The sequence below is a fragment of the Paenalicyclobacillus ferrooxydans genome (assembly GCF_001399675.1).
Classification (GTDB): domain Bacteria; phylum Bacillota; class Bacilli; order Alicyclobacillales; family Alicyclobacillaceae; genus Alicyclobacillus_B; species Alicyclobacillus_B ferrooxydans.
On record NZ_LJCO01000026.1, the window covers coordinates 53259 to 75476 of the forward strand.

Annotated in this window: 22 protein-coding genes; 21 read left to right on the forward strand and 1 reads right to left on the reverse strand. The window is 52.8% G+C overall.

From position 1 onward, the window contains the following. The first annotated feature begins 71 nt into the window (after nt 1-71). From AN477_RS05595 to AN477_RS05640, 10 genes are all read left to right on the forward strand, one after another. A complete protein-coding gene (locus AN477_RS05595; protein ID WP_054968193.1) occupies nt 72-635 on the forward strand; it encodes a thioredoxin family protein in 564 nt (187 codons plus the stop codon). A 149-nt stretch (nt 636-784) separates the two neighbouring features. Then, nucleotides 785-1903, forward strand: coding sequence for a substrate-binding domain-containing protein (locus AN477_RS05600; protein WP_054968194.1), 1119 nt, complete (start codon nt 785-787; stop codon nt 1901-1903). A 112-nt stretch (nt 1904-2015) separates the two neighbouring features. After that, entirely contained in the window at nt 2016-3080 is a 1065-nt protein-coding gene (locus AN477_RS05605; protein WP_245631729.1) for an extracellular solute-binding protein, read from the forward strand. Nucleotides 3081-3126: 46 nt separating this feature from the next. Then, nucleotides 3127-3900: an ABC transporter permease gene (locus AN477_RS05610; protein ID WP_083485994.1), complete on the forward strand. Its 774-nt coding sequence runs from the start codon at nt 3127-3129 to the stop codon at nt 3898-3900. Nucleotides 3901-4291: 391 nt separating this feature from the next. Further along, the gene (locus AN477_RS05615) at nt 4292-5203 is read left to right on the forward strand and encodes a ubiquinol oxidase subunit II (protein ID WP_157061833.1); all 912 of its coding nucleotides are present in this window, start codon (nt 4292-4294) and stop codon (nt 5201-5203) included. A 31-nt stretch (nt 5204-5234) separates the two neighbouring features. Continuing rightward, the gene (locus AN477_RS05620; RefSeq protein ID WP_054968196.1) at nt 5235-7202 is read left to right on the forward strand and encodes a cbb3-type cytochrome c oxidase subunit I; all 1968 of its coding nucleotides are present in this window, start codon (nt 5235-5237) and stop codon (nt 7200-7202) included. 1 nt (nt 7203) lies between these two features. After that, on the forward strand, nt 7204-7845 hold the full coding sequence (locus AN477_RS05625; RefSeq protein WP_054968197.1) for a cytochrome (ubi)quinol oxidase subunit III: 642 nt from the start codon (nt 7204-7206) through the stop codon (nt 7843-7845). Nucleotide 7846: 1 nt separating this feature from the next. Beyond that, a complete protein-coding gene (locus AN477_RS05630) occupies nt 7847-8179 on the forward strand; it encodes a cytochrome o ubiquinol oxidase subunit IV (RefSeq protein WP_054968198.1) in 333 nt (110 codons plus the stop codon). 100 nt (nt 8180-8279) lie between these two features. After that, the gene (locus AN477_RS05635) at nt 8280-8888 is read left to right on the forward strand and encodes a COX15/CtaA family protein (RefSeq protein ID WP_054968199.1); all 609 of its coding nucleotides are present in this window, start codon (nt 8280-8282) and stop codon (nt 8886-8888) included. A 219-nt stretch (nt 8889-9107) separates the two neighbouring features. Beyond that, entirely contained in the window at nt 9108-9461 is a 354-nt protein-coding gene (locus tag AN477_RS05640) for a COX15/CtaA family protein (protein WP_054968200.1), read from the forward strand. Between the two features lie 968 nt (nt 9462-10429). Here AN477_RS05640 and AN477_RS05645 read toward each other — a convergent pair. After that, entirely contained in the window at nt 10430-11185 is a 756-nt protein-coding gene (locus AN477_RS05645; RefSeq protein ID WP_245631730.1) for a VIT1/CCC1 transporter family protein, read from the reverse strand. Between the two features lie 428 nt (nt 11186-11613). On the opposite strand from AN477_RS05645, the gene AN477_RS05650 reads away from it, so the two are divergent. The 11 genes from AN477_RS05650 to AN477_RS05705 all read left to right on the forward strand — a co-directional run bounded on the left by AN477_RS05650 (nt 11614) and on the right by AN477_RS05705 (nt 22108). After that, nucleotides 11614-12147, forward strand: a complete 534-nt coding sequence (locus AN477_RS05650) for an acyl-CoA thioesterase (RefSeq protein ID WP_054968201.1) — start codon at nt 11614-11616, stop codon at nt 12145-12147. 138 nt (nt 12148-12285) lie between these two features. Continuing rightward, the gene (locus AN477_RS05655) at nt 12286-13233 is read left to right on the forward strand and encodes an aldo/keto reductase family protein (protein WP_054968222.1); all 948 of its coding nucleotides are present in this window, start codon (nt 12286-12288) and stop codon (nt 13231-13233) included. A gap of 30 nt (nt 13234-13263) precedes the next feature. Next, the gene (pepF, locus tag AN477_RS05660; RefSeq protein WP_054968202.1) at nt 13264-15069 is read left to right on the forward strand and encodes an oligoendopeptidase F; all 1806 of its coding nucleotides are present in this window, start codon (nt 13264-13266) and stop codon (nt 15067-15069) included. A 107-nt stretch (nt 15070-15176) separates the two neighbouring features. Next, complete coding sequence (locus AN477_RS05665) at nt 15177-15437, forward strand: metal-sensitive transcriptional regulator (RefSeq protein ID WP_054968223.1); 261 nt, start codon at nt 15177-15179, stop codon at nt 15435-15437. An 87-nt stretch (nt 15438-15524) separates the two neighbouring features. Then, nucleotides 15525-15875: a YojF family protein gene (locus AN477_RS05670; RefSeq protein ID WP_054968203.1), complete on the forward strand. Its 351-nt coding sequence runs from the start codon at nt 15525-15527 to the stop codon at nt 15873-15875. A gap of 174 nt (nt 15876-16049) precedes the next feature. Then, entirely contained in the window at nt 16050-16721 is a 672-nt protein-coding gene (gene bshB2, locus AN477_RS05675; protein ID WP_054968204.1) for a bacillithiol biosynthesis deacetylase BshB2, read from the forward strand. 241 nt (nt 16722-16962) lie between these two features. After that, on the forward strand, nt 16963-17544 hold the full coding sequence (locus AN477_RS05680; RefSeq protein ID WP_245631731.1) for a DNA-3-methyladenine glycosylase I: 582 nt from the start codon (nt 16963-16965) through the stop codon (nt 17542-17544). Between the two features lie 726 nt (nt 17545-18270). Further along, complete coding sequence (locus AN477_RS05690; protein ID WP_054968206.1) at nt 18271-19251, forward strand: ABC transporter ATP-binding protein; 981 nt, start codon at nt 18271-18273, stop codon at nt 19249-19251. Then, nucleotides 19248-20216: an ABC transporter ATP-binding protein gene (locus tag AN477_RS05695; RefSeq protein WP_054968207.1), complete on the forward strand. Its 969-nt coding sequence runs from the start codon at nt 19248-19250 to the stop codon at nt 20214-20216. Before AN477_RS05690 ends, AN477_RS05695 begins: the two co-directional genes overlap by 4 nt. Before the next feature lie 31 nt (nt 20217-20247). Beyond that, nucleotides 20248-21159, forward strand: coding sequence for an ABC transporter permease (locus tag AN477_RS05700; RefSeq protein ID WP_083485995.1), 912 nt, complete (start codon nt 20248-20250; stop codon nt 21157-21159). Nucleotides 21160-21187: 28 nt separating this feature from the next. After that, complete coding sequence (locus tag AN477_RS05705; RefSeq protein ID WP_054968208.1) at nt 21188-22108, forward strand: ABC transporter permease; 921 nt, start codon at nt 21188-21190, stop codon at nt 22106-22108. Nucleotides 22109-22218 lie beyond the last annotated feature (110 nt).

A 22218-nucleotide genomic window follows, 5' to 3' on the forward strand; every position in this document is an offset into this window, starting at 1 on the left:
ATTCCGTGGACTTGCAAGATCGTGGACTTGCAAGATAAGGAAGGGTATTCTTGGGAAGGGAGGGATACAGTATGCCAATTAACTTAGCAGCGAAACTCGGACAGGGGATTTCTCCTGCTGCATTCATCGATGGTATGACCCGGAATCAGGACACATTCTCGGGCTGGTATAACAACTTTGCTTGGACAGCAAAAGAGGACGAGGAATTTTTCTCATCCCTTGCAGGAAAGGGATTTCGGTGTGCCATCATTGCTGCCGATTGGTGCGGAGATGTTGTCCGCAACGTCCCGGTAGTACTGCGTGTGATGGAGAAGGCTTCAGTACCGACAGAGTTTTTCATCATGGAGCAAAACCTCGACCTGATAGACCAGTTTCTAACCTTCAACGGGCGCTCTATTCCTGTTGTGTTGATCCTCGATGAAGCAGGTAACGTTCTGTCCAAGTGGGGACCAAGACCTGCCTATGTGCAGGAACCGATGGCTTACTTCAAAACCCATTACGTGGACAAGAGTGCACCAGAGTATGAAGAGCAGCAAAAAGAGACGTATGCGGAGATCCGGCGACGTTATGGTGAGGGAACCGGCTATCAAGAGCTTATCGTCCAAGAGTTGAGGGGTATATTCGAGTCGCTTTAAGACATCCGAATTATTGACACTGATGAATTGGATATTTCAGGGCTGGTCAGACATTTCCCTTGACCAGCCCATTTGTTATGTTAAATTGTAAATATAATTTACGTTGATAAATAATAGTTTACATAGGTGTGTGGACTGGGGGGAGAAGGGTGAAGTTTCCGAATCGGATCGCGAAGGTGCGTCAAGAGATTGGCCTTTCGAGAGAAGCTTTGGCCCAAAGTGCAGGCGTCACACGTCAAGCGATTGGACTGATTGAAGCGGGCAAGGTGTCTCCAAGTGCTATCGTCGCGATGAGGATTGCGAAGGCTTTGCTGACAAGCGTAGAGGAATTATTTGCTGATCCGGCGGAGGACTCCTTGGTAGACACGGTTCCCCCTAGTGGTTCCGCAACAGTCGCGGATTCTGACGCTTTGCGAAGTTTTGTCGGTATGGTTGATGGACGTATGCTTGCCAGACCTGTGGATTCCACATCACTTTCCAGTGCATTGCATCCGGCCCACGCAGTGGTGCATCCCATCTCATCGCGGGCGTCTAAAGGGCGGCTGGAGTGGCTGTCGGGCCGTTCTTCGAGTGAAGGGGTTGTGTTTATTTCGGGATGTGATGCCGGACTCGGACTGATGGCGGAGCATGTGGCGAAGCAAGCTAGGGGTCACGAGGGAGTTTGGTTTGAGGTGCCAAATGCGGCGGCGCTTCGCGAACTTGAACTCGGGTACACCCACGTGGCAGCGATTCACCGGATCGATCCGATGACGAGGTCAAACGGTACCTCCGAGATAGATGCCGCAGACACGTCACGGTACCTTCAGATCACGTTTGCAGAGGCCGAAGTGGGATGGATGGTACGCAAAGGAGACCGATTGCGGTTTGCTGGGCCAGAGAGTCTTCAGAGTGGCCGCCTTCGTGTTGTGAATCGTCCGCAGGGTGCAGGGGTGCGGAGACTGTTCGACGAGCTGCTGGGGTCAGTACAGGTCAGTCCTTCGCAGGTGACAGGTTATGACATTGAACTGAAAGGCCACGTCGCGGTTGCTGAGGCGGTGGCTCAGGGCCTGGCAGACGTGGGGCTTGGGCACGCCGGAGCAGCAGCCCTGTTTGGCCTTGACTTTATACCGGTGCAACGCGAACGATGCACCTTGGTGATTCCGAAGGGCTACCTGAAACACACGGGTGTTCAGGCTTTGCTCGAAACGCTCCAGACAGATTCGTTTCGAAGAGAACTGGAGTGCCTCGGTCCTTACGATGTGAACCAGACGGGAAACACCTTGGCCTGAAGAATAATCGTAAGCAGCCGTCAGCGGGCTGGTCAGTCGAGTTGGTCAGTCGAGTTGGTCAGTAAATAAAGAACTGTTACGTAAACTGAGATGCCAGGAGAGGGAGATATCGATGAAAAAGACAGCATGGGTTGGTCTCGCAATGCTTGCGACCGTTGGGGGACTGGCTGGCTGCGGGACAGGCTCGAACACAGGCACCAATCCAACCACGACACAGGGGGCTTCAGGAAACTCAGCGACCACGGCAAATCAGAGCACACAAACTTCCTCGGCATCGACAAATGCTCATCCTTTGTCCGTATTGTATGCGGGCTCAATGACCAAGGTCATGGAGCAAAAGATTGGGCCGCAAGCGGACAGCCGATTACACATCAAATATCAAGGAGAGGGAGCAGGCTCGACGGCACTGGCACAGATGATTAAATCCGGTCTGCGCACCCCGGATGTATTCATTAGTGCATCGCCAAGTGCAGACAAGATGTTGATGGGTGCCAGCAATCACAACCTGGTGAATTGGTACTTGGCACTCGCTCAGGATCAGCTGGTCATCGCATACAACCCGAAGAGTCCGTTTGCAAAACAACTCGAAGCTGCAGCGAAGGGGACTGTCCCTTGGTATCAAGTGATGGAGGAACCCGGTTTCCGATTTGGTCGAACGGATCCCTTGCTTGATCCGAAGGGAGAAAGCACCATTTACATGTTTGAGCTGGCACAGTCGTATTATCATCAGCCAAACCTGTTTAAACAGATTCTTGGTTCCAACGAAAACCCAAAGCAGGTGTTCCCGGAGGAATCGCTTCTCTCGCAACTTACGACAGGGCAAGTGGATGCCATCGTTGCCTACAAACATGAAGCCGTTGAATGGGGCGTGCCCTACATTACACTCCCAGACGCCATCAATCTGGGTAATGTCAACGACAAAGCAGCCTACGCCAAAGCGACCATGACAGAGAATGGCAAGGTGAAACACGGGGCACCGATTCTGTTCACGATAACCATCCCGACGACATCAAAGGACCCCAAGGATGCAGCGGCATTTGTGCAATACCTTGTGTCTGGGCAAGGTCATGATATCCTCATGAAGGATGGATTTACCTCTGTCCCAACCAAGTTGGGCGGGAATAAAGCCGATGTTCCGAGTGGACTTCAAAACCTCATACAAGGCACGATGAACTAATTCATCTAAGGGATGACGAACGAGCAAGGGATGATGAACGAGTCAAATGTTGTCTAGACGCGCGTTGCCTACGCTTTTGGTGATCTTTGCGGTGCTCCCGTTTCTCTACATTTTGGCGCCGTTACTTCATCTGTTCAACGGTGTGAGCAAGGTAACCTTGAGTCAGAGCTTTTCAAATCAGGAAATCCTGCATTCGTTGGGGACGTCCGTAATCGCGGCGTCCTTTACCACAATGGCTGCACTCGTATTCGGTTTGCCGACAGCGTTTTTGTTGTCACTGCGGAACTTTCCGGGAAAACGGTTGATTGAAGCATTGCTGCTCCTGCCAATGTTACTGCCGCCAGTTGTCGGCGGTATTGGGCAGCTTGATTTGTACGGCCCGTACACCACCATCGGATCATGGTTTGGTAATCACGGCATTGCCCTCACCAACTCGATCATCGGTGTAATCTTGGCACAAACGTATATCACGAGCCCCTTCATGATCCTTGCTGCACAGGCAGGGTTTGAGGAAGTCCCGAAAGAATTGCATGAAGCGACAAAAGTGCTGGGCGGCGGTTTGTGGAACCGGTTTTGGGATGTCAGCTTGCCGTTGACGAAAGCTGCCATCATTTCTGGAACCTTATTGACGTTCGCTCGTGCAATTGGCGAGTTCGGTGCCACGATGATTATGGCGTATCACCCATACACGCTGCCGGTTGATATTTGGGTTCAATTTACGGCCGGCGGTATGCAGGAGATTGTGCCGATTGCTCTGGTTGTGGTGATTTTTGCGGTCTGTGTAGCGATCATTGCGTCGTTGGGCCAGCGAAAACACTAGCCGCTCGCCAAAATGACGGACAAACCAAGAAGATGCCGGTGAACTTCAGACGACCGCAGGCAAGTGGGGAAAGGCCGGTCGAGCAACCGAAGTTAGGAAGATCCCTGAAACGGAAAGAGAGTGACATTCATGGCTCGTCAAGCAGATGAGCCATGAATGTCACTCTTTTTGTCATGGAAAATTCATGCTTACCATTGCTACTAGTCCATGGTGCTAGAGGTGTAGTCCGGGCAGACTAGATATAAATGGTAAGCATGTGCCTACCTTGTGCGCGGAGTGTTATTGCAACATTGAGCCGTACAGATCTCCGACTATACGTCGGGAGATATCAAGTCTTGACTTTTCAAATGTAAGTACAAAGTGCAGACCACTGTAAAGGAGAGTTGGACGCATGAAACGGATCACGCCGAAAGGAAAGCTGGTGGCGACCCTCGCGATGGGGGTGTCGACACTGTTGCTGACCTCTGGTTGTGGCCAACTGCTTGTATTCCACCCAGCAGGGCCGGTAGGTCAAAGTGAACTCCAGCTGATTTGGCTGCAGATTGCCTTGACTGCGGTCGTCATCATCCCCGTTCTGATTTTGTTGGCTATCATCGTTATTCGTTACCGCGATAGGCCCGGAAGTAAAGCTGTTTACCGGCCAGATTGGTCGGAAAACCGCACACTCGAAATCATCTGGTGGGTCATTCCAATCATCATCGTTGGTATCCTCGGCACGGTTACGGCAAAAAAGACATTTGCCCTGACGCAGCCGCCGAAGAACCCTTCCAATCCGACTGTTGTGCAACCGCTTACGATTGAAGTGACATCCATGGATTGGAAATGGCTGTTCCAGTACCCGAATCAGCAAATTGCCACTGTCAACTACTGTGTGATTCCAACCAACCGTCCGGTGCAGTTCATGCTGACCTCTAACGGTCCGATGAACGCATTTTGGGTACCCCAACTTGGCGGTATGGAGTACACCATGCCAGGCATGATTATGCGCCTGTGGCTGCAAGCCGATAAACCGGGGATTTATTACGGACACGGCGGCAATTTTACAGGTCAAGGATTCGCACAGATGCAATTTAACGTGCAAGCCGAATCCGAACAGCAGTTCAACGCCTGGGTTGCAAGCATTGCTAACAACAGCCCGCAGTTGACGCAGGGTGAATACGACAAGATGGCACAGCCCAGCATCCTCGGTCAGATGTCGTTTAGTTCCTTCCCACCAAACGCCTTTGAGAACGTCGTCATGAGTGAAGGCGGAAAATACATGAAACATGATCAGGTCATGATGAACTCCATATCCAGCAAATAACGCCTACTTTGAATAAGAAAGAGGGAGAGACATGCCAGAGAGTGTGCGCAATTTCGCTACACACTTCTTCGTTACGGGCGATCCGATGATTTATGGCGCAGACGCCGCAATTACCCTGGTAAGCCTCGGGATTGTATTCACCCTGACCTACTTCAAAAAATGGAAGTGGTTGTGGAGTGAGTGGCTGACCAGCGTAGACCATAAGAAAATTGCCATTATGTACTTAATCTCCGCCATTTTGATGCTGTTCCGCGGTGGTGCTGACGCACTCTTAATGCGTACACAGCTTGCAGTTCCAAACAACTCGTTCTTGACGGCGGAACACTACGATCAGATTTTTACCACACACGGTACCATCATGATTATTTTCATGGCAATGCCGTTTATCTTTGCCATGTTTAATGCCGTTGTGCCGCTGCAGATCGGTGCGCGAGATGTCGCGTTCCCGTATTTGAATGCCGTCAGTTTTTGGCTCTTCTTTTTCGGGGCGATGCTGTTCAATCTGTCGTTTGTCATCGGCGGATCGCCTGATGCAGGTTGGACCAGCTATCCACCGCTCGCCGGTCTGCAGTTTGACCCAGGTCCGGGCGAAAACTACTACCTGGTGGCAGTGTCGATATCCGGTATCGGCAGTATTGCAACGGGCATCAACTTCATGGCTACGATTTTGAAGATGCGGGCCCCTGGCATGACCCTGATGAAAATGCCGCTCTTTACATGGTCCGTTCTGGCATCTTGCGTTGTCATCTTGTTCGCATTCCCGGCACTCACGGTGGCATTGGCACTGTTGTTGATCGACCGGATCGCCGGAGCGCACTTCTTCACGATGCTGGCCGGTGGTAACCCGATGCAGTTCATCAACCTGTTCTGGATCTGGGGACATCCTGAGGTTTACATCGTCATTCTCCCTGCGTTTGGGATTTACTCTGAAGTCGTAGCGACTTTTTCATCGAAGAAAATTTTCGGTTACAAGTCGATGGTCGCTTCACTCATGGCAATTGCTGTCATTGGTTATCTCACCTGGGCGCATCACTTTTTCACGATGGGGGCGAGTGCGGGCGTCAACGTGTTCTTCTCGATTTCGACGATGTGCGTCGCGATTCCAACGGGCGTCAAGGTATTCAACTGGCTCCTAACCATGTTCCGAGGACGCATCCGGATGACGATGCCGCTCTTATGGACTTTGGCGTTCATTCCGAACTTTGCCATTGGCGGCGCAACGGGCGTTTGGTTAGCCGGTGCACCTGCAGACTATCAGTTTCACAACAGCTACTTCCTGATTGCGCACTTTCACCAGACATTGATCGGCGGTGTCGTCTACGGAATGCTCGCTGGGATGTACTACTGGTGGCCGAAGATGTTTGGATTCAAACTCAAAGACCGCTTCGGGCACTGGGCCTTCTGGTTCTTCAACATCGGGTTTTACGTCTGCTTTACGCCGCAGTACATTCTCGGTCTGATGGGGATGCAGCGCCGCATGTACACGTACGGCGCCAATATGGGATGGACATCGCTAAACTTCGTATCAACCGTCGGCGCATTCCTCATGGGCATCGGCTTCCTCTTCATCGCGGCTCAGATTGTGCACAGTCTGTTCAACATGGAAAGGGATGTGACAGGAGATATCTGGAATGGCAGAACCCTTGAATGGTCTTTGCCGTCTCCCGCACCACATTACAATTTTGCGGTCATTCCAACCGTCTCTGAGCGGGATGCATGGTGGGAGATGAAAAAGGCAGGCAACACGTCGGATCTGCTGCCGAATGCGAAAGAGATTCGGCCGATTCATATGCCGAAGAGTTCTGGTGTTCCGTTCCTGATGGGCGTTGCTTTCTTTGTGCTTGGATTCGGGGTTGTCTTCAACTGGTGGGTCATCGCGATCGTCGGATTCGTCGGTGTGGTAGCTTGCTTGATTGGCCGGTCGTTGGAGGAACACCCAGATTACTATGTTCCGGTAGACGAAGTCGTTCATACCGAAGCTGCCCTCGGGAGGTTATAACATGTCCATTGCGCACAGCGGTTTGCAACATCATGTTGATGAGCCTCTGCAGACGGGAGTTCCGCTGGAGTTTTCGACTGAAGACGGAGCAACCAAAATCCTTGGCTTCTGGTTGTTTATGGTGACAGATGTACTCCTGTTTGCGTGCCTGTTTGCAACGTACGTAGTCCTTTACAAGCATATCGGTGCAGGAGCGTCAGCCGCGAAGTTGTTTGGCGACGACGTGTCCGGATTTACGGCAGAAACCTTCATCCTCTTGACCAGCAGCTTTACTTGCGGCCTTGCTACCTATGAAATGCGGCATGGGAGTCACAGCCGCCTGAAGCTGTGGATTGTCATTACGATGCTGCTCGGCCTCTCTTTTATTGGCCTTGAGGTCTATGAGTTCTCGACTTTTGTCAGCCATGGCGACACGATGTCAACCAGTGCTTTCCTGTCCGCGTTCTTTACCTTGGTGGGTACGCACGGAGCGCACGTCTCGCTCGGTATCATCTGGATGGGGCTGATTCTGTACCAGATCAGTCGCCGCGGCGTGAATCCTGTCACGGCCAGAAAACTATTTATTGTCAGCTTGTATTGGCACTTCCTCGACGTTGTTTGGGTGTTTATCTTCACAGTCGTGTACCTGACAGGGGTGATGTAGGATGTCGACGGTTCCAGCTAAGGCGCCCGCTCCAGAAACGCATCAGGGTGGTTTTCCCTGGTCCCACGTCGCAGGGTACCTGTTATCCCTCGTCTTAACCATTGGAGCGTTTGCGCTGGTCTTTCATGCGAAACTTTCGTTTCACGAGACGCTGTTTGTCATTCTGTTTCTTGCTGTGCTGCAGATTCTGGTCCAACTGCTGTTTTTCATGCACGTGACTGAGCGGCACGGTCCGTCGTATCACATGATGATGTTTGGGCTGGCGATGTTCTTCGTCTTCGTGATTGTCGGAGCGTCGATTTGGATTATGTCCTTTGGATCGATGGTGTCGTAAGCCTGGAGGCAGACTGGAGGCAGACTGGAGGCAGACTGGAGGCAGACGGGAGCCAACCTCGCGGATTGGTTCCCGGTTTTTTCTGAAAGGAGAATGTACAGTGTATCGCCAGGAAGGTCATCATCCGAGAAGCGCGGGGGACGTAGACGGGCAAGGGGACGGAGGTGGATGGGAGGGGAAACGGGAATTGGACAGGCAAAACGGAGCGGACAGGCAAAGCGGATCAGACAGGCAAAGCGGATCGGAGAATATAGGTTCGGGCGGCTCTCGGCGAAGCTCTGGTCACCCTGTCGTGTGGGCACTCTCTATCATGACGCTGCTTGGTCTCTTCATCGTTAACTGTGCCGGGTTCCTGGACACGGAGACCGGATCGGCACTGGGATGCGGACATGAGTGGCCGCTTTGCAATAACAGCGTGGTTCCAAGTACGTGGAGTTTGCAGACCGTTATCGAATTTATGCACCGAGCAATCGTCGGGGGTACCAGTATCCTGTTAATTGTAACCGCCATTGCCGCGTGGCGGGCTTATGGGCGAAAGTGGGTCGAGGTTAAGGTCTATGTTTCGATCGCGGTAGGGTTTGTCGCGATTGAGGCATTCCTCGGGGCGATGGGAGTGCTCTTTGCCGATCCGCCACTCCTCCTCGCGATTCACTTGGGCGTGTCTCTAATGGCGCTGAATGGTGCGTTTTTGTTGACCATCGTGATCTGACAGATTCGACGTTATGAGCGCACCGGGGGTCAGATTCCGCTGCGGCCAAATCCGAAGACACTGCCGAAAGGGTTTCGCAAGCTATCATGGATCGCATTTATCTACACCTTCTTTGCACTCTAATACGGAGCCTACGTCGCGAATTCAGGTGCCGGGGGAGCGTTTCAAGGCTGGCCGCTGCCGACGGAGTCGTTTGCGCAGGTTGGACGGTTTTACGTCTTGGATGTAGCGCACCGAACGGTCGCCTTTGGGCTGCTGCTACTTTGCATCTCACTACTCGTGATTGCGGGTCGCGCACGAGAGATGCGCAGGGACCTGTTTAAAGGTTCACTGGCCGCCCTGATTTTAGTTTGTCTGCAGGCTGTCAGCGGTGGAATCCTGATTGCAACAAAGCTGAGTATCCCCGCATTTCTGCTTCATGTCACCAACGTGTCAGCACTGTTTGCGACGCTCGCCTACCTGTCTGTGCAGGTTCTGCCGGAACCGAAGTGGCGGAGCTCAGGATCGCGTGAGCCTAGGGTTGGAGTTTCTGGGTCTGGTACGCCAGCCTCGGCACATCTGAGCGGACGGTGAGTCCCGGGGTAAATGGGGAATGACGGGGAGTTGGCGGGGAGTTGGCAGACGGGCAGAGGTGGAGCTAAGTCGGCCTGAATAGCGGGGAGTTGCCGAGGCTAAGTCGGTGTCGCCGACTTAAGTCGCAAAAAATGAGGAGTTAAGTCGCTCGGAGCGACTTAACGGATCGACAAAGGGGTGTCTAAGTCGGCCACAGCGACTAAGGGAGCTCGCGCGGTGAGGAGTTGCCGAGGCTAAGTCGGTGTCGCCGACTTAAGTCGCAAAAAATGAGGAGTTAAGTCGCTTGGAGCGACTTAACGGATCGACAAAGGGGTGTCTAAGTCGGCCACAGCGACTAAGCCGGCCTAAACAGTGGGGAGTTGCCGAGGCTAAGTCGGTGTCGCCGACTGAAGTCACGAAAAATGAGGAGTTAAGTCGCTCGGAGCGACTTAACGGATCGACAAAGGGGTGTCTAAGTCGGCCACAGCGACTAAGCCGGCCTAAACAGTGGGGAGTTGCCGAGGCTAAGTCGGTGTCGCCGACTTAAGTCACGAAAAATGAGGAGTTAAGTCGCTTGGAGCGACTTAACGGATCGACAAAGGGGTGTCTAAGTCGGCCACAGCGACTAAGGGAGCTCGCGCGGTGAGGAGTTGCCGAGGCTAAGTCGGTGTCGCCGACTTAAGTCGCAAAAACTGAGGAGTTAAGTCGCTCGGAGCGACTTAACGGATCGACAAAGGGGTGTCTAAGTCGGCCACAGCGACTAAGCCGGCCTAAACAGTGGGGAGTTGCCGAGGCTAAGTCGGTGTCGCCGACTTAAGTCACAAAAAGTGAGGAGTTAAGTCGCTCGGAGCGACTTAACGGATTGACAAAGGGGTGTCTAAGTCGGCCACAGCGACTAAGGGAGCTCGCGCGGTGAGGAGTTGCCGAGGCTAAGCCGGCCCAAATAGCGGCGAGGCACCGAGCTAAGTCGGTGCCTCTTTTCAACGAAGTCACAGGTGCATAAATGAGGTGGTGACCCAGCCTAGTCCGTACGCCACGACACCCACGATGACGCCCGCCATGGTCATTTCCATACCGCTTGCCCACCACGATCTGGCCGTGAGCGCACTCTTCGCTGCGCCGACTGCAAAGTGCGCCACAATACTCACAATCGCTGCGGCTATCATCGCTGACCACCCGGTCATGAAAAACAGAGGGATAAGCGGAACGATGCCGCCGACGAGCGTGGAGAGGCTGCCGATGATCGCGGATTTCCAGTGGTTACCCGCCGACTCTTCCTGAAATCCTAGTTCTTCTTGGGCCATTGCTTTCACGAAGAGGTCTTCATTTTTCGCGATACGTCTGGCGATCTCGTTCGCTTGATCCTCACTAAACCCCTTTAGCTGGTAGAGCAGTGAGAGTTCCTCGATCTCGTGCTCTGGATCCTCTCGAATTTCACGCCGCTCATGTTCGAGTTCTTGGTGTCGCAGTTCGCTTTCAGATTTCGTCGCTAGCCAGGCACCCGCACCCATGGACAGAGTACTGGCAAGTGCACCGAAAAATCCGCTGACCAAAATTGAATGTGTATTGTCAGTAAACCCAGCGACACCGGCGATAATTCCGAAAATCGCTCCGAGACCGTCATTGACTCCGTAAATTGCGTCGCCGATCCAACCTGCGCTGTTCGTTTTGTGCCAACGTTCTTGATTCCACACGTGGGTAAGACGTTGCTGTATAGAGTGTGGAACATGCATCGATACGCTCATTTGTCTGCCTCCTGGTGTACAAAGGCTTCTCCTCTGTACTCGTCACGGATTATCAATCGTGTAAGTGCGATTAGTCAACAAAAAAGCGATAATTGGGGAAGGCTTTAGAAGTGAGTTTGCAGCGACTAAATCAGCCTGTGAGAAGGTACTTACTCAGTGCTGCGACCCAATTGCACAACATCGTGAGAAGAAGGACAATCTAAAGAGGCGGCCTGGGGATATGTGTGATTGTTAGCCGATCAGCAGTCTGCACGAGATTCGACAGACAACCAGTCTTTGAAGGACACTCAAGGTCTCAAGGACACTCAAGGTCTCAAGGACACTCAAGGCCTCAAAGGCACATGAACAAACTCAACGGGCCGCCCGTCTTGAAGAAATGAAACAGTCTGCAGTGGAAAAGAAAAATAGTTTTCAAAGGAGTTTTGAGAGTGGAGAAGGTACAAGAGGCAAGGTACTGTAAAGAGTCGCGGTGTGTAAAGATTAGTCGAGTGTTTCCAACTGATCTCAATGACCATAATACGATGTTCGGCGGGAAGCTGATGGCCTATATAGATGACGTGGCATCGATTTCGGCAGCGAGGCACTGCAGAACGGAGACGGTGACAGCGTCGACGGACTCGGTGGATTTTCTCTGCCCGATCCCCCAATCGTACTCCGTCTGTTTGACCTCTTTCGTCACATCGACGGGGCACAGTTCAATGGAGATATTTGTGAAGGTGATCATTGAGAACCTCAGAACCGGTGAACGAAAAATTGCGGCCACCGCCTTCCTAACCTTTGTTGCACTTGACGATGATGGGCGGCCAATCCCTGTGCCTAGCGTGATCCCAGAGACTGACGAGGAAAAAAAGCTGTTTGAGACGGCACCAAAGCGAGCCGAACGTAGGAAGCTCCATCGGAGCGAGAGTAAACAGTTAGCGGCTCATTTGACGGTAGACAAGTTCTGGGACGTTCAAGCTTGAGGAATAGGCAAGTGTTCACGAGTGTTTGACCGCCCGGCGTCGTAAATTTGCGTGATTTCCAAATTGTTGCCTATTTTTGAATGGAAATTTGGTAGAGTAAATATGAGCTCGAACTTTAGGAGGGGTCCCATGTCAGCCATGAAGTATCGCCGCCTCGGGCGGTCCGGGGTAAAAGTCAGTGAGATCAGCTTAGGTTCTTGGCTTACATACGGTGGGTCTGTTGAAGATGAGACGGCCATTGCCTGTATCGACAGAGCGTATGAGCTCGGCATCAACTTCTTTGACACAGCGAACGTGTATCGCCGCGGTGAAGCAGAGAAGGTGGTTGGAAAGGCACTCGGTAAATACCCTCGCGACTCGTTCGTGCTGGCGACCAAAGGTTTTGGTCAAATGGGGGATGGACCGAATGACAGAGGGCTGTCCCGTAAACACATTTTTGAACAGGTTCACGCGTCGTTGAAACGATTGAATGTAGATTACATTGACCTCTGGCAGTGTCATCGCTATGACACGGAAACTCCGCTGGATGAGACACTCCGAGCCATCGATGACCTTGTCCGTCAGGGCAAGATCCTCTACGCAGGCGTCAGCGAGTGGAGTGCCGTGCAGATTCAGGACGCTTTGCACCTCGCAGACAAGTTTTTGCTCGATCGCATTGTCTCGAATCAACCGCAATACAGTATGTTGGAAAGATATATTGAGAAGGACATCATTCCGCTTTGTGAACGTGAGGGGATCGGTCAGGTTGTCTGGTCACCGCTTGCGCAAGGCGTGTTAACAGGTAAATATCGCCCGGGATCAGCCCATCCCGAGGGTTCGCGTGCGACCCATCCGGCAACGAGCGGTGCGATTTCGAGACTGCTTACGGAAGAGAACCTTCAGAGGGTGGAGCAGTTGCGGGCCATTGCAGAACAAAAGGATTGCACATTGGCTCAGCTCGCCCTGGCTTGGGTGCTCCGTCAACCGAATGTATCGTCTGCGATTGTCGGTGCGTCTCGTCCGTCCCAAGTAGACGACAACGTAGGCGCGGTCAATGTAGAGCTCACTGACGAGGATGTCACCGAGATCGAAAAGATCTTGGCATAAGATATAAGCAAAATTGAGGGGGAAACCGGGATGGCAGAGAGGCTAAAGAGGTCACAGGTACCAGTCGAAGAAACCTGGAACCTGACAGATTTGTACGAGACAGCTGAGGCATGGGAAAATGAGCTTGCCGCTATCCAAAGTGCATTCGGCGGCGTTGGACAATACAAGGGTCGACTTGCTGAAAACGGTCAAGTCGTACTTGAATGCCTCGACGCGCGTGAAGCGCTTGCTGTTCGTCTTACGCGTGCAAGCACCTACGCCAGCTTGAAGTTTTCGGCTGATGGGTCCGATCCGGAAAACCAGATCAACGCTGACAAGGTGGCGTCACTTGGCGGTCAATTCAATGCGGCAACGTCGTTTATTGAATCAGAACTGTTAGAGCTTCCGGCAGGGGCGATTGAGGACTACCTCGAATCTACACCTGGCCTCTCGGTGCACCAAAAGTACTTGACTGAGCTCGCAGAGTACAAGCCGCACCGTCTGTCTGCAGAGACAGAGGCTGTGCTTGCGGCCCTCGGCCCCGTCCATGCAGCACCATACTCTATCTACCAGCGCAGCAAGGCTTCTGATATGGAGTTTGAATCCGTCGTGGACGACAACGGGAATGAACACGCAATGTCGGCTGCACTCTACGAGGATAAGTTTGAGCAATCGTCTGACACCAATCTCCGCCGCGCCGCATTTCAGTCATTTGCGAAGACACTCGGTCAGTACCAGAACACGATTGCAGCAGCGTACGCAACGGAAGTCAAGAAGCAAGTAACACTCGCGAAATTGCGCAATTATTCCTCAGTCACAGAGATGCTGTTGCAGCCGCAGCAGGTGCCAGTAGAGCTGTATAACAACCTGCTCGATGTTATTCAAGCGGAACTTGCCCCGCACATGCGTCGTTTGGCTCGGTTGCGCCAGCGTGTACTCGGCCTCGATAAAATGTTGCACTGTGATTTGAAAGCCCCGCTTGATCCGGCATTTCAACCGAAGACAACGTATGAAGAGGCATCCGAAACGATCCTCGGGGCACTATCTGTGCTTGGAGAAGAATATACAGATATCATCCGCAAAGGATTGACGAATCGTTGGGTCGATCTCGCTGACAACGTCGGCAAATCGACCGGTGCCTTCTGTTCCAGTCCATACGGTGTTCACCCATACATCCTGATAACCTGGACAGACAATATGAGGAGTACGTTTGTGCTCGCGCATGAACTGGGGCACGCAGGTCACTTCTCCTTGGCGCAGAAGAACCAGCGTTTCGTCAACACGCGTCCATCGATGACGTTTGTCGAGGCACCGTCGACGATGAACGAGATGCTGCTTGGTCAATACATCTTGAAACGTTCCACAGATCCAAAGATGCGTCGCTGGGTCATCATGCAGTTGCTTGGAACGTACTACCATAACTACGTAACCCATTTGCTTGAAGGTGAACTCCAACGTCGTGTTTACAAACTGGCTGACGCTGGACAGCCCTTGACCGCAAGTCTCCTGTGCGAATTGAAGGGGAATGTGCTCTCCGATTTCTGGGGCGATGCGGTTGAGATCGACGATGCAGCCAAGTTGACCTGGATGCGCCAACCACACTACTATATGGGGTTGTATCCTTACACATACTCCGCCGGACTCACTGTGTCGACGGCAGCTGCGCAGCGGATCGCAGAGGAAGGACAACCAGCTGTTGACGATTGGCTGAAGGTCCTCAAAGCAGGCGGAACGAAGAAGCCGTTGGAACTCATGAAGATGGCCGGGGTTGATATGTCTACGCCGGAACCCATCTCCCGTGCAGTGGCTTATGTTGGATCACTCGTTGACGAATTGGAGAAAAGCTTCACTGTCTGATTGATTCATGCCATGCCTGGAGGATGCCTCTCACTCCGCGTCCTCCGGGACATCCAGACGGGTCTGACTCGTTGGGCCCGAAAAACCAAAGAGGTGACACGATGGAGATGGAGTACAACCAGCAAATGAAGAACCGTTTGCGGCGGATTGAGGGGCAAATCCGTGGGGTACTTGGCATGATGGAAGATCAGAAAGAGTGTAAGGATGTCGTAAATCAACTCTCTGCTATTCGTGCTGCGGTAGATCGGGTTATCCTGTACGTCATTGGCAATAACATGGAGAAGTGCATTCGCGATGAAATCGACGGTGGTAACGGATCCGAAGCGGTGATTCAAGAGGCCATCGACCTGTTGCTCAAGAGTCGGTAAGTTCCACACCATACTGACTTCTTGTAATCTATGAATTTGAGGTAAGCAGGTTTGTCGAGTATCATGGTTTTGGGAAGGTGATTAAAAGTGGGACCAATCGATAAGGAAGCCGTGCAGTCAGCAATTGAGCGGTTCGTTGGGCAAGAAGTCTACTTGCATCTTGAAACCACCAACGGCGCTTATGCTGCTCACCGTGCAGAAAGCGCAATGGCTGTGTGCGCATACATTCGAAATGGGAAGATCCAATTCGAACGAGGAACGATTCAAGGCGACGGTCCGTATCGTGTTGGACTGAAGATGGATGGCGGTTGGACCTACGCCGAAGGACTGACAGATTGGGAGATTGACTCGGAGGGACGACTCCTGCTTGCTGGCAACGACTCCGAAGGTCGACTGGCTGTGGCTCTCGAGTTGAGCCTGACGCCGTTTCCGATGTGATCAACTCACAATGTGTGATGTGACGTAGTCCTAAGTTTCGACGAGACTAAGTGCTGATTTCTGATGGAGTTGTGGCTCCGATGAAGTCCTGGTTTCTGATGAAGTTGTGATTGCGGAAGAAGCTGATTGGAAATCGAAAGGATTAAAAGTGAAGTAGAGAGGAGCAGTGGCGTCATGGAACGACATGTACTGGTGGTGTATCCGCATCCGGATGACGAGTCATTCGGCAAGGCTGGGACACTGGCACTTTACACCGCGGCCGGGACGCCCGTCACTCTGATTTGCGGCACGCTGGGACAAATGGGGCGAAACATGGGGAAACCGTTCTTTGCAAACCGGGAGACGCTGCCGGTGTTGCGTGAACAGGAGCTCCGGGACGCCTGTGATGTCCTTGGCATTCGTGATTTGCGGTTGCTGCGATTGCGGGATAAGACACTCGAGTTTGAGGACCCAGAGGTCCTAGCTGATCACGTTGAGAAGGTGATCCGCGAGGTCAACCCCTCACTGGTGATGACTTTTTACCCCAAGCATGGCGTGCACCCAGACCATAACGCACTTGCAGAGGCGACGGTGCGGGCCGTTGCACGGCTTCCGAAGGACGAGAGACCCATTGTGTACGGTTCTCCTGTTACGCAGAATGCGCGTGAAGTTCTCGGCCCACCTGATGTTGTGAACGATGTTTCGAGTGTACTTGATACAAAGATGGGTGCTATTAGAGCACACAAGTCTCAGTCGCAGGCAATGCTTGAAGGCGTTCAAAAGCGTATGGAATCCGATCCAGAGTTCAAGGAACAGTATTCTAAGTTCATGACCCAAGAGGCGTTCTGGATCGTTCCGATCGACTGATCGTACGGATTGACTGACCGTACCGATTGACTGGTCGTACGGATTGACTGATCGTTCCGATTTACTGACGGATCGCCCAACTGATTGAACATGGATTGAACATGGATTGAACATGGATTTTAACCTTCGGTTAAATTTCATTCGATATGGACTGAGGTAACCAGGCACCTGCACTCAACTGAGTTTGATGGCGGGTGCCTGAGTGTTTACTGGTGTAGGCATTCTGGGGGGTGGGTTACATATGAGCAACATGGACAAGCAGTGTCGGTGTGGATGGGTCAACGAAGACGAGCTATACATTCGCTACCATGATGAGGAATGGGGAGTTCCAATATATAACGACCAACGCTTATTTGAGTTTCTGATTCTGGAAGGCGCCCAGGCCGGATTAAGTTGGTATACCATCCTCAAAAAACGTGAGAACTACCGGGCTGCTTTTGATGGTTTCGACTTCACAAGCATTGCCGAGTACGAGCAGTCTGACGTTGAGCGGTTGCTTCAGGATAGCGGGATCGTGCGCAATCGATTAAAGGTCTCTGCATCCATAGACAATGCAAAAGGCGCCGTAAATTTGTGCAAAGAGTTTGGGACCCTGTCAGACTACTTCTGGTCGTTTGTTGACGGCAGGCCGGTCATCAATCACTGGCCCAACCTCTCGGAGGTACCAGCACAAACCGAACTCTCAATTCGATTGAGCAAGGACTTGCAAAAACGCGGGTTCCGCTTTGTTGGCCCCACAATTATGTACTCGTTTCTGCAGGCAACCGGAATGGTCATGGATCATATCACGCCGTGCTTCCGGTACAGTGAACTGAGCGGGTGACATGATTTTGCGCTCAGCGGAGTTTTGAAGCTGACAGACACTGCAACAGACACGACCGTGCAAAGATAAGTCCTTAAACTTCTCTTATCTTGCAAAATCACCGTTTCGTAACGCCTTTAAGACCTAAATCTTCCTCTATGCCCTGATTTCTGCCTCGTTCCGGGTAGTTCGCCCTCCTTAACGAACTTTTTGACCTCTGTTTTCTTACGCCAGTTCACCACGCTGCTATGAACGAACATTTTTTCCCTTGTGCAGTCTTTCTGTTCATCCAAAAACTTCATCGTCTCGTTTTCTGGGAAAATACCCCGTTTAAGTGAACTCATTCCGGGAATTCTTCCCGCCACAATTTGGTCCATTGCTGTCGACAAGGAACCCATGCGACCATAACAAACGGGATAAACTCCGACTTACACTGTCTACGATGTTTCGCCAGACCCGTGTTTGGCGATCACGGTCTCCGCACATGATACAAACGTCAACAGGTCCACAATTCGGTGTATCCGCTCGTTACCTGAGACCAGCGGCCGGTTTTTGCGTTCCCTACGCCGGGTGGCCTGAGTCGCAATGAGCTGGCCGCCACCGCGGAGGGTTGCGCGCCTGAGCAGCAGGCTCACGCATCCTTGCCGCCGCTGCTGCCGCGGAGGCCGCCCAAGGCGAGCCTCAAATGACGGTCGCCACCGCTTCAACCCCAGTGGACCCTTGATTGGCATGGAAGAGGTGAATGGAATGTCCAATGTACTTGAGGTCAAAGACCTGGAGATACAGTTTGAGATTGATGAAAAGTATTACTCAGCTGTGAAGGATGTCAGTTTCTATATACGCGAAGGCGAGACACTCGGCCTGGTTGGTGAATCCGGTTGCGGTAAGAGCGTTACCTCCTTGTCCATTATGCGACTGCTTCAAGACACGGCGAAGGTGTCTGGGGCAATTCTCTACAACGGTGAAAACTTGCTTGAGCTTGGGCCTGCAAAAATGCGGGGAATCCGTGGTAATGAGATCAGCATGATCTTTCAAGAACCTATGACATCGCTGAATCCTGTGCACCGCATTGGCCGACAAATTGGGGAGAGTCTCATGCTTCACAAAGGACTCAGCGCCAGTGAGGCAAGACTCGAGGCCATTGAACTTTTGCGCAAGGTCGGTATCCCGAGACCGGATGAGGTTGTTGACGATTATCCGCACCAGTTTTCCGGCGGTATGCGGCAGCGTGTCATGATCGCCATTGCCATGGCCTGTCAGCCGAAGCTGCTGATTGCAGACGAGCCGACGACGGCTCTTGATGTTACTATCCAGGCGCAGATCCTCGATTTGATGCGGAAGCTGGCTGCCGAGAACAACATGGCTATTCTGCTTATCACGCACGACCTCGGTGTCGTTGCAGAAATGTGCGACCGTGTTGCCGTCATGTACGCAGGAAAGATCATGGAACAGGGTCCGGTGCGCGAAGTTTTCCGCAATCCGCAGAACCCGTACACCATCGGCCTGATGAACTCAATTCCGAAACTGGAAGGTCCGCGTATGCGCTTGCAGCCGATTGAAGGGAACGTCCCATCCGTGCGCAATATGCCGCAGGGATGCCGGTTCGCTGCTCGGTGCCCGTATGTCATGGACATTTGCCGGGAGCAAGACCCAGGCCTGCTCGGTGCAGGACCGGAACATATTTCACGTTGCTGGCTCCAAGCCGACAGGGAGGTGCAGACACAATGACCGAAGCACTTTTAGATGTTCAAGATCTGAAAAAATATTTTCCGATTAGGCGTGGTGTCCTGCAACGCGTTGTCGGGCAGGTGCGCGCTGTAGACGGTATCACGTTCTCCGTCATGCCGGGCGAGACGCTCGGCGTGGTCGGTGAGTCCGGTTGCGGGAAGTCAACTATGGCACGCACAATCTTACGCCTCCTTGAACCGACGAGCGGAAAGGTCGAATTCGAAGGCAAGAATGTCGTCGGGCTCTCCAAAAACGAGATGCGTGCGATGCGTCGCGAGATGCAGATTGTCTTCCAGGACCCGTACGCTTCCTTGAATCCGCGTTACACCATCGGCAAAACACTGCTCGAACCGATGGAGATTCACCACTTGCACACAGCCTCGGCTCGCAAACAGCGCGTCGCGGACCTGCTTGACCGAGTGGGGCTCGATCCCGATTACACGAACCGGTTTGCTCATGAGTTTTCCGGTGGGCAGCGTCAGCGTATCGGGATCGCGCGGGCGTTGACGGTGAACCCGAAACTGCTGATTCTCGACGAACCCGTTGCAGCCCTTGACGTGTCCGTGCAGTCCCAGGTCTTGAACTTGCTGAAAGACCTGCAGGATGACCTTGACTTGACGTACATCTTTGTCGCGCACGACCTCAGTGTCGTCCGCTATATCAGCGACCGAGTGCTGGTTCTGTATCTTGGCCACATGGCAGAACTGGCCGATGCGGATGAGGTGTTTGCCGATCCGTTGCATCCTTACACACGCGCACTGCTGTCGGCCGTCCCGGTGACGGACCCCGATCAGAAACGGGAGCGGATCATCCTGAAAGGTGACCTGCCGAGTCCTGCGAATCCACCCGCCGGGTGCCCGTTTCACACGCGCTGCCCCGCAGCGATGGAGATCTGCAGCAAACAGGTTCCTGCTTGGCAAGAAGCGAAACCCGGACATCTTGTAGCTTGCCACCTGTACCAATGACAGAGACGGCAGAGAGGAGTGTGATGACCACGTGAGTGTACAAAACGCCAGTGCCGCGATTGGCGGTGCATCAAAGAGCCAGAAAAAGTCGCGAGGAGCCCTATTTTGGAAGTCGGTGCGCAAATTTCCAATGGTCTACGTCGGAGGGCTGATTGTCTTTCTGCTTGTGATTTGTGCGGTGTTTGCGCCCGTGTTGGCGCTGCACAATCCGATTACACAGTACCAAAACGGATTGCATATGGACGGTACGCCTGTCGGGCCGAGCAAGTTCTTTCCATTTGGCGCGGACGACGTAGGGCGCGATGTCTACTCGAGACTGATATACGGCAGCCGGGTTTCCTTGATTGTCGGATTCGTTGCAACGGCCATCAGTCTGTTGATTGGCACAACCTTGGGCCTCATCTCAGGCTATTTTGGCGGGTTCATCGACACCGTGATTATGCGGATTACCGACACCATTTTGGCCTTCCCGTTCTTGCTCTTTGCTTTGGCGCTTGTGACCATTCTTGGATCCAGTTTGACTAACGTGCTGATTGCCATCGGCATTCTCGGGTGGGGCGTCATGGCGCGTGTGGTTCGCGGCCAGGTGCTCTCAGTCAAGGAGTTTGAGTATGTCCAGGCGGCCCGTGCTCTTGGAGCGTCGACACCGAGGATTCTGTTTCGCGTCATCCTGCCGAACATTCTTGGTCCAATTATTGTTCTTGCAACCTTGGCGGTCAGCCAAAACATCCTCGTCGAAGCAGGTCTCAGCTTTCTCGGTGTGGGCGTTCAGCCCCCGACACCGAGTTGGGGCAATATGATTTACGCTGGAGTTCAGGATTACCAGTTTGCACCGTGGTTGATGGTCTACCCAGGCGTCGCGCTTTTGCTCGCAGTCCTCGGATTCAACCTGCTTGGTGACGGACTTCGTGACATCCTCGATCCGAGGAACGCAACGCATTAGAATCTGAACGCCGAAAGGAGGGGAAGACGTGCTTTCATACATTGTTCGAAGGCTCGGCGGAGCACTTGTGGTACTGTTTGGCATCTCGGTCGTGACCTTTATTCTCGCCTATGCTGTCCCGTCCGATCCGGCGCGAATGATTGCCGGACCGAAGGCATCGATGGCGACGGTGCTTGCCATCCGCCATCAACTCGGACTCGACAGGCCCCTTTACGTTCAATACGGGGCGTACATCTGGCGGTTGTTGCACTTGAACCTCGGTATGTCTTACGTCTACAACCTGCCTGTGACTACACTCATCGGGCAACGCTTTTTGCCGACGGCGACGCTTGCTCTGTCAGCCTGGATCGCCGAGCTTGTGATTGGCATTCCGCTTGGTATATATACGGCGCGCAGAGCCCGGAAGCTGTCAGACTACATCGTTAGTATTCTGGCATTGATTGGCATCTCTTTGCTCATCCCATGGCTTGGCATTGTGCTCTTGTACTGGCTAGGGTTTAAGATCCCGATCTTTCCGCTCGGCGGTGCTGGAGGCATCAGCCATCTGATTCTGCCTGCGCTGACGTACGGTATCACAGGTGCGGCTGCATACACGCGGCTGTTGAAGTCGTCCATGCTGGAAGTACTCAAACAAGACTACGTACGGACGGCCCGAGCAAAAGGTGCAACTGAGTCCAGGGTCATCAATCGGCACGTCCTGCGAAACGCCCTGATACCCGTTATCACCTATGGGGGAATCGACATCGGGTACCTGCTCGGCGGTGTAGTCTTGCTTGAAGTCACGTTCAACTGGAATGGGCTTGGGATTCTGGCCTATAACGCGATATCAGAAAGCGACATCCCGGTCATCATGGGAACTGTGCTCTTAACCGCGCTACTTGTGGTTTTGTTTAACCTGCTTGTCGACATTGTCTACGTCTTTGTCGATCCGCGGATCCGTTACGGCTGATCCGCGTCTGGAGGAGCTCGAAGCTGCACAAGAAATTGTAACTGCATAGAAAATTATGGATATGGTGAACAGCGAACGATACGTGCATGTAGTGAACGACCTTGCGTTCA

Bases quoted from the DNA above. Each gene is read 5' to 3' on its own strand.
- AN477_RS05595 (WP_054968193.1), top strand. From the start codon at position 72: ATGCCAATTAACTTAGCAGCGAAACTCGGACAGGGGATTTCTCCTGCT.
- AN477_RS05605 (WP_245631729.1), top strand. From the start codon at position 2,016: ATGAAAAAGACAGCATGGGTTGGTCTCGCAATGCTTGCGACCGTTGGG.
- AN477_RS05610 (WP_083485994.1), top strand. From the start codon at position 3,127: ATGTTGTCTAGACGCGCGTTGCCTACGCTTTTGGTGATCTTTGCGGTG.
- AN477_RS05615 (WP_157061833.1), top strand. From the start codon at position 4,292: ATGAAACGGATCACGCCGAAAGGAAAGCTGGTGGCGACCCTCGCGATG.
- AN477_RS05620 (WP_054968196.1), top strand. From the start codon at position 5,235: ATGCCAGAGAGTGTGCGCAATTTCGCTACACACTTCTTCGTTACGGGC.
- AN477_RS05625 (WP_054968197.1), top strand. From the start codon at position 7,204: ATGTCCATTGCGCACAGCGGTTTGCAACATCATGTTGATGAGCCTCTG.
- AN477_RS05630 (WP_054968198.1), top strand. From the start codon at position 7,847: ATGTCGACGGTTCCAGCTAAGGCGCCCGCTCCAGAAACGCATCAGGGT.
- AN477_RS05645 (WP_245631730.1), bottom strand. From the start codon at position 11,185: ATGAGCGTATCGATGCATGTTCCACACTCTATACAGCAACGTCTTACC.
- AN477_RS05655 (WP_054968222.1), top strand. From the start codon at position 12,286: ATGAAGTATCGCCGCCTCGGGCGGTCCGGGGTAAAAGTCAGTGAGATC.
- pepF (WP_054968202.1), top strand. From the start codon at position 13,264: ATGGCAGAGAGGCTAAAGAGGTCACAGGTACCAGTCGAAGAAACCTGG.
- AN477_RS05665 (WP_054968223.1), top strand. From the start codon at position 15,177: ATGGAGTACAACCAGCAAATGAAGAACCGTTTGCGGCGGATTGAGGGG.
- bshB2 (WP_054968204.1), top strand. From the start codon at position 16,050: ATGGAACGACATGTACTGGTGGTGTATCCGCATCCGGATGACGAGTCA.
- AN477_RS05680 (WP_245631731.1), top strand. From the start codon at position 16,963: ATGAGCAACATGGACAAGCAGTGTCGGTGTGGATGGGTCAACGAAGAC.
- AN477_RS05690 (WP_054968206.1), top strand. From the start codon at position 18,271: ATGTCCAATGTACTTGAGGTCAAAGACCTGGAGATACAGTTTGAGATT.
- AN477_RS05695 (WP_054968207.1), top strand. From the start codon at position 19,248: ATGACCGAAGCACTTTTAGATGTTCAAGATCTGAAAAAATATTTTCCG.